Annotated in this window: 7 protein-coding genes; all 7 read left to right on the top strand. The window is 67.5% G+C overall.

Annotated features, from left to right (window positions below; genetic code table 11):
• Nucleotides 1-283: 283 nt before the first annotated feature.
• Nucleotides 284-679: an acetyl-CoA carboxylase biotin carboxyl carrier protein gene (locus tag AC1DOC_RS17795; protein WP_018904137.1), complete on the top strand. Its 396-nt coding sequence runs from the start codon at nt 284-286 to the stop codon at nt 677-679.
• Nucleotides 680-704: 25 nt separating this feature from the next.
• Nucleotides 705-1,469: a LamB/YcsF family protein gene (locus AC1DOC_RS17800; RefSeq protein ID WP_015866386.1), complete on the top strand. Its 765-nt coding sequence runs from the start codon at nt 705-707 to the stop codon at nt 1,467-1,469.
• A gap of 166 nt (nt 1,470-1,635) precedes the next feature.
• Nucleotides 1,636-2,388, top strand: a complete 753-nt coding sequence (locus tag AC1DOC_RS17805) for an SDR family oxidoreductase (RefSeq protein ID WP_478130183.1) — start codon at nt 1,636-1,638, stop codon at nt 2,386-2,388.
• Between the two features lie 32 nt (nt 2,389-2,420).
• Nucleotides 2,421-3,122 carry an amino acid ABC transporter permease gene (locus AC1DOC_RS17810; RefSeq protein ID WP_018904139.1) on the top strand — a complete coding sequence of 234 codons (702 nt, stop codon included), beginning with the start codon at nt 2,421-2,423 and terminating at the stop codon, nt 3,120-3,122.
• 6 nt (nt 3,123-3,128) lie between these two features.
• Nucleotides 3,129-3,887 carry an amino acid ABC transporter permease gene (locus AC1DOC_RS17815; protein ID WP_015866389.1) on the top strand — a complete coding sequence of 253 codons (759 nt, stop codon included), beginning with the start codon at nt 3,129-3,131 and terminating at the stop codon, nt 3,885-3,887.
• 81 nt (nt 3,888-3,968) lie between these two features.
• Nucleotides 3,969-4,703 carry an amino acid ABC transporter ATP-binding protein gene (locus tag AC1DOC_RS17820; protein WP_018904140.1) on the top strand — a complete coding sequence of 245 codons (735 nt, stop codon included), beginning with the start codon at nt 3,969-3,971 and terminating at the stop codon, nt 4,701-4,703.
• Nucleotides 4,704-4,740: 37 nt separating this feature from the next.
• The coding region (locus tag AC1DOC_RS17825; RefSeq protein ID WP_478130184.1) for a transporter substrate-binding domain-containing protein at nt 4,741-5,312 on the top strand (572 nt) is incomplete at its 3' end.

Genomic DNA, 5,312 nt, shown 5'->3' on the forward strand with positions numbered 1-5,312 from the left:
CCTGCCGACGGGGTACCTTGCTCCGCGAATGTCCCCCGCCTTCGGCTCCTCCTTTATTTCGCTGCGCAAGGCACCCCATCGACAGGAACGTTATGCGCAGCGGCGGTTGATCAGCGGTACACCACGAGCGTGCCCAAGTGCACAGGGCATCGGGTGCTCCCCGCAGCGAAATCAAGGAGGAGGCCGCAGGCCGGGGGACATTCGCGGAGGGGAGTACCCGGTGGCCTGTGCACGCGTCCCGAACAGAAGCGCCCCGAACAACAGCACCCCAAGAAAAGCTGACATGCAGGACATCGCACTGCGCACCTCGCAGCTGGCCGCCTGGCTGGCCGGCACCGACATCGGCCTGCTCGAACTGCGCACGCCAGAAGGCACGCTGCGCCTCGGACGGCAGGGCGACAACATCGTTGAACTGCCGGCGGAAGAAGCCGAACCAGAGCACTCGCCGATCCACGCCCCCTCCGTCGGCGTGTTCCTGCACAGCCATCCGCTGGCCGCGGCGCCGCTGGTGCGCATCGGCCAGCGCGTCGAAGCCGGCCAGACCCTCGGCCTGCTGAAGATCGGCCCGCTGCTGCTGCCCGTCACCGCGCCGCAGGCCGGCATCGTCGACGGCCTCCGCGCGGCCGACGGCCTTGCAGTCGGCTTCGGCGCGCCGCTGCTCGACCTGCTCCCCCTCTGACGAACGAGAGAGAAAAAGGACTCCCATGGACATCGACCTGAACGCAGACCTCGGCGAAGGCTTCGGACCCTGGCGCATGGGCGAGGACGAGGCGCTGCTCGACATCGTTTCTTCCGCCAACGTGGCCTGCGGCTTCCATGCGGGCGATCCGGTCATCATGGACCGCACCGTGCGCCTGGCGCTGGCGCGGGGCGTCGACGTGGGCGCGCACGTGGGCTTTCCCGACCTGCTCGGGTTCGGCCGCCGGCCGATGCAGATCGAGCCGAAGGAACTCGTCGCCTACGTGCTCTACCAGCTGAGCGCGCTGGACGGCATGGCGCGCACCGCCGGCCACCGCATGACGCACATGAGCTTTCACGGCGCGCTCGGCAACATGGCCGCGGCCGACGCCGCGCTGGCCGAGCCGCTGGTGCGCGCGGTGGCGGATTTCGATCCGATGCTCATCGTCAGCACTTCCGCCAGCCGCGCCATCGAGGACGCGGCCGCGCGCTGCGGCCTGCGCGTGCGCACCACCTTCCTGGCCGACCGCGCCTGCGGCGACGACGGCCTGCTGGTGCCGCGCAAGCTGCCCGGTTCGGTGATCCACGACCAGGGCGCGGTGCTGGCGCGCGTGCGCCAGCTGCTGGAGGAGGGCACGGTCACCAGCCACAGCGGCAAGAAGATCCCGATGCGCGCGCATTCGATCCTGCTGCACGGCGACACGCCCGGTGCGGTGGAGCTGGCGCGCGCGGTGCGCAGCGTGGTCGAGCAGGCGGGGCGCGTGGTGCCGATCTCGAAGCAGCCGGACTAGCAGGTCTGCAGCCCGGACATGGTGCTTACCCTAGGCCGTATGCACGAACACGGGGCAACATAAGGGCGGCTTATCGCTCCACAGCCAATCCGTCTTGGCGCCGCGAAGAAGCGCTCGATACAGTGAATTCAACGCAGCGATCTCCAGTTCCACGAAAGAAACAAAGATGCCCTTCTCCGACTACAAGACCGCGCTGGTGACGGGGGCCTCCTCGGGCATCGGTGCCGCCGTCGTCGAGCGCCTCTGCAAGGAAGGCCTCCAGGTCCACGCGCTGGCGCGCAGCGCCGGCAAGCTGGCCGAACTGGCCGCGCGCACCGGCTGCATCCCGCATGCCATCGACGTGAGCGACCTCGCCGGCATCACCCGCCTCACGCAGGAGGTGGCATTCGACGTGCTGGTCAACAACGCCGGCGTCGACCGCCCCGGCTCCATCCTCAAGGCCGATGCCGAGGGCATCGACCTGCTGGTCGACGTGAACCTGCGCGCCGTGCTGCACCTGTGCCGGCTCGTGGTGCCCGGCATGGCCGCGCGCGACCGGGGCCACGTGATCAACATCAGCTCCATTGCCGCGGCCTACAACTTCGGCGGCAACAGCACCTACCACGCGACCAAGGCGGCCGTAAGCATGCTGTCGCGCCAGCTGCGCATCGACGTCTTCGGCAAGCGCGTGCGCGTGACCGAGATCTGCCCGGGGCGCGTGGCCACCGACATCTYCGCGCACGTGCACGGCGACTCCGAAGAAACCCACAAGCGCTTCGTCGAAGGCTACGAGCTGCCGCAGGCCGAGGACATCGCCAATGCCATCGCCTTCGCGATTGCGGCGCCCATCGCGGTCAACGTGGGCCACATGGAAATCACGCCCACGCTGCAGGTGCCCGGCGGACTCTCGACCGCGCGCCCGGAAGCGCCGCAGGCCTGAACGCCCCGCACGGCCACGCCAAGGAGCAGCACATGAAGGACTTCGACCTGCTCGCGATCCTGCTGAAGCCGGAGTTCGGCGCGATGCTGCTGCACGGCCTGCAGGAAACGCTGAAGATCGCGGCCGGCTCCTGGCTGCTGGCCATGGCCATGGCGGTCGTGCTGCTGGTCGTGCGCCTCATGCCGAGCCGGCTGGCCGAGCGTGTGGTGATGGGCTATGTCTCGTACCACCGCAACGTGCCCACGCTGGTGCAGCTCATGCTCTGGTACTTCGGCATCTTCAGCCTGCTGCCCGATGCGCTGCAGGGCTGGCTGTCGGTGCACAACGCGGAGACGATTCTCTCGATCGTCGCGCTCGGGCTCTGCCAGGCCGCCTACTTCAGCGAGGACATGCGCTCGGGCCTGCGCTCCATCCCGCCCGGCCAGGCCGAGGCCGCGCGCGCGCTCGGCCACGGCTACATCGGTTCGATGCGCCACGTGATGCTGCCGCAGGCCATCCGCAACGCGGTGCCGGCACTGGTGAACCACAGCGTGTCGCTGTTCAAGAACAGCAGCCTGGCGATGGCCATCGGCGTGGCCGAGCTGACCCACGCGGTGAAGGAGATCGAGAGCCAGAGCTTCCGCACCTTCGAGGCCTACAGCATGGCGACGGTGCTGTACCTCGTGTGCTCGCTGCTCATCATGGCCGTCGGCGGCTGGCTGTCGCGGCGCTACCGCATCGCCCAAGCGAGGTAAGAGGCCATGTTCAGCGTCTTTGAAATCCTGCGCGACAACTGGCTGCTGCTGCTCGTCGGCCAGTACCCCAGCGGGCCGCTCGGCGGCATCGTCGCCACGCTGATCCTGTCGGTGCTGGGCATCGTGCTGGCGTTTCCGCTGTCTGTGCTGCTGGCGCTCGCGCGGCTGTCGCCCTGGCGCCTGCTGCGCTGGCCGGCCACGGTGCTGGTCTACGTGGTGCGCGGCGTGCCGCTTCTCATGGTGATCCTGTGGGTCTACTTCCTGGTGCCGATCCTGATCGGGCGCGATGTGTCGGGCTTCACCACCATGCTGTGCACGCTGGTGATCTACGAGGGCGCCTACCTGTCGGAGGTGGTGCGCGCCGGCATCCAGGCGCTGCCCAAGGGCCAGGCCGAAGCGGCGCGCGCGCTCGGCCACAGCCACCTGGGCACGATGTGGTTCGTGATCCTGCCGCAGGCGCTCTACAACATGCTGCCGAGCATGCTGAGCCAGTTCATCTCCACCATCAAGGAGACCACGCTGGGCTACGTCATCAACGTGCAGGAGCTGACCTTCGCGGCCAACCAGATCAACAACCAGCTGCTGACCAAGCCGTTCCAGGTGTTCTTCATCCTGGCGATGACGTACTACGTCGTCTGCTTCAGCCTGACGCAGCTCGCGCAGTGGCTGGAGCGGCGCATTGCCCACAAGCGGCTCGGTGCAGCTTCCGTGAAGACATCCGAAGACGGTGTTTCGCTGCCGCCGCCGGTGGCAGCAAACCCGTGAGGCCGCGCTCGACGGCCATCGACCACAAGACCAGGAGACAGCGCCATGAACCCCGTTCCACACCCCGCAGGGGATGACACCATGATCCTGTTCTCCAACATCAACAAGTGGTATGGCGACTACCAGGCGCTCGCCGACGTCAACGCCGAGGTCAAGAAGGGCGAGGTGGTGGTGGTCTGCGGCCCTTCGGGCTCCGGCAAGTCCACGCTGATCCGCACCGTCAACCGGCTGGAGGAAGTGAAGTCGGGCCAACTGCTGTTCGACGGCCACGACATCCACGCGCCCATGAGCAGCGCGGCGCTCAACAAGCTGCGCAGCCGCATCGGCTTCGTGTTCCAGAGCTTCAACCTGTTTCCGCATCTCTCGGTGCTGGAGAACATCATGCTGTCGCCCATGCGGGTGCTGGGCGTGAAGCGGTCCGACGCAAAGGCGAGGGCGGCGCAGCTGCTCGAGCGCGTGGGCCTGTCGAACAAGGCAGGCGCCTACCCGGCGCAGCTGTCGGGCGGACAGCAGCAGCGCGTGGCGATTGCGCGCGCGCTGGCCATGGAGCCGCCTGCGATGCTGTTCGACGAGCCCACCAGCGCGCTCGACCCCGAGATGGTGGGCGAAGTGCTGTCGGTGATGCGCGGCCTGGCCCACGACGGCATGACCATGATGTGCGTCACGCACGAGATGAACTTCGCCCGCGAGGTGGCCGACCGCGTCTGGTTCATGGACGCGGGCCGCATCCTCGAGAAGGCCGACCCCGAGGCCTTCTTCAAGAGTCCGCAGCATCCGCGTGCGCAGCGCTTCTTGTCGGACCTGCGCGCGCACTGATTTTTTTCTTCCCCCAGCATCTCCTCAGGAGCTCACCATGTCGAACAGAAACGTCTTCCGCCTCACCACGATCGGAACCTGTCTTTGCGCCGCCTCTCTGCTGGCGCATGCCGACCAGTGGAGCGACATCAGCGCGCGCAAGGAGCTGCGCTGCGGCACCTTCGCCGACGTTCCGCCCTTCGCCGCGCCGGATCCGAAGACGCGCGAGATGGTGGGCCACGACGTCGACCTGTGCCACGCGCTGGCCAAGGAACTCGGCTTGACGGCCAAGGTCACGCCGCTCTCGGTGGAAGCGCGCGTGCCCGAGGTCAAGCTCGGGCGCGTCGACGTGACCATTGCCAACCTGGCCTACACCAAGAGCCGCGGCGAGCAGATCCAGTTCAGCGACCCGTACTACGTGGCCAAGGAAATGCTCGCGGTGAAAGCCTCCGACCCGGGTGCCGCCAAGGCCGACTTCAAGGGCAAGCGCCTGAGTTCGACCAAGGGATCGACCTCGGAGCTGTCGATCAAGATGAACGGCTCGGAGCCCGTGACCTTCCAGGACACCGGTTCGGCCTTCATGGCGGTGCAGCAGAACAAGTCGGTCGGCATGGTCGCGAACACCATGAC

Source organism: Variovorax sp. 01T439_2 (assembly GCF_056398445.1).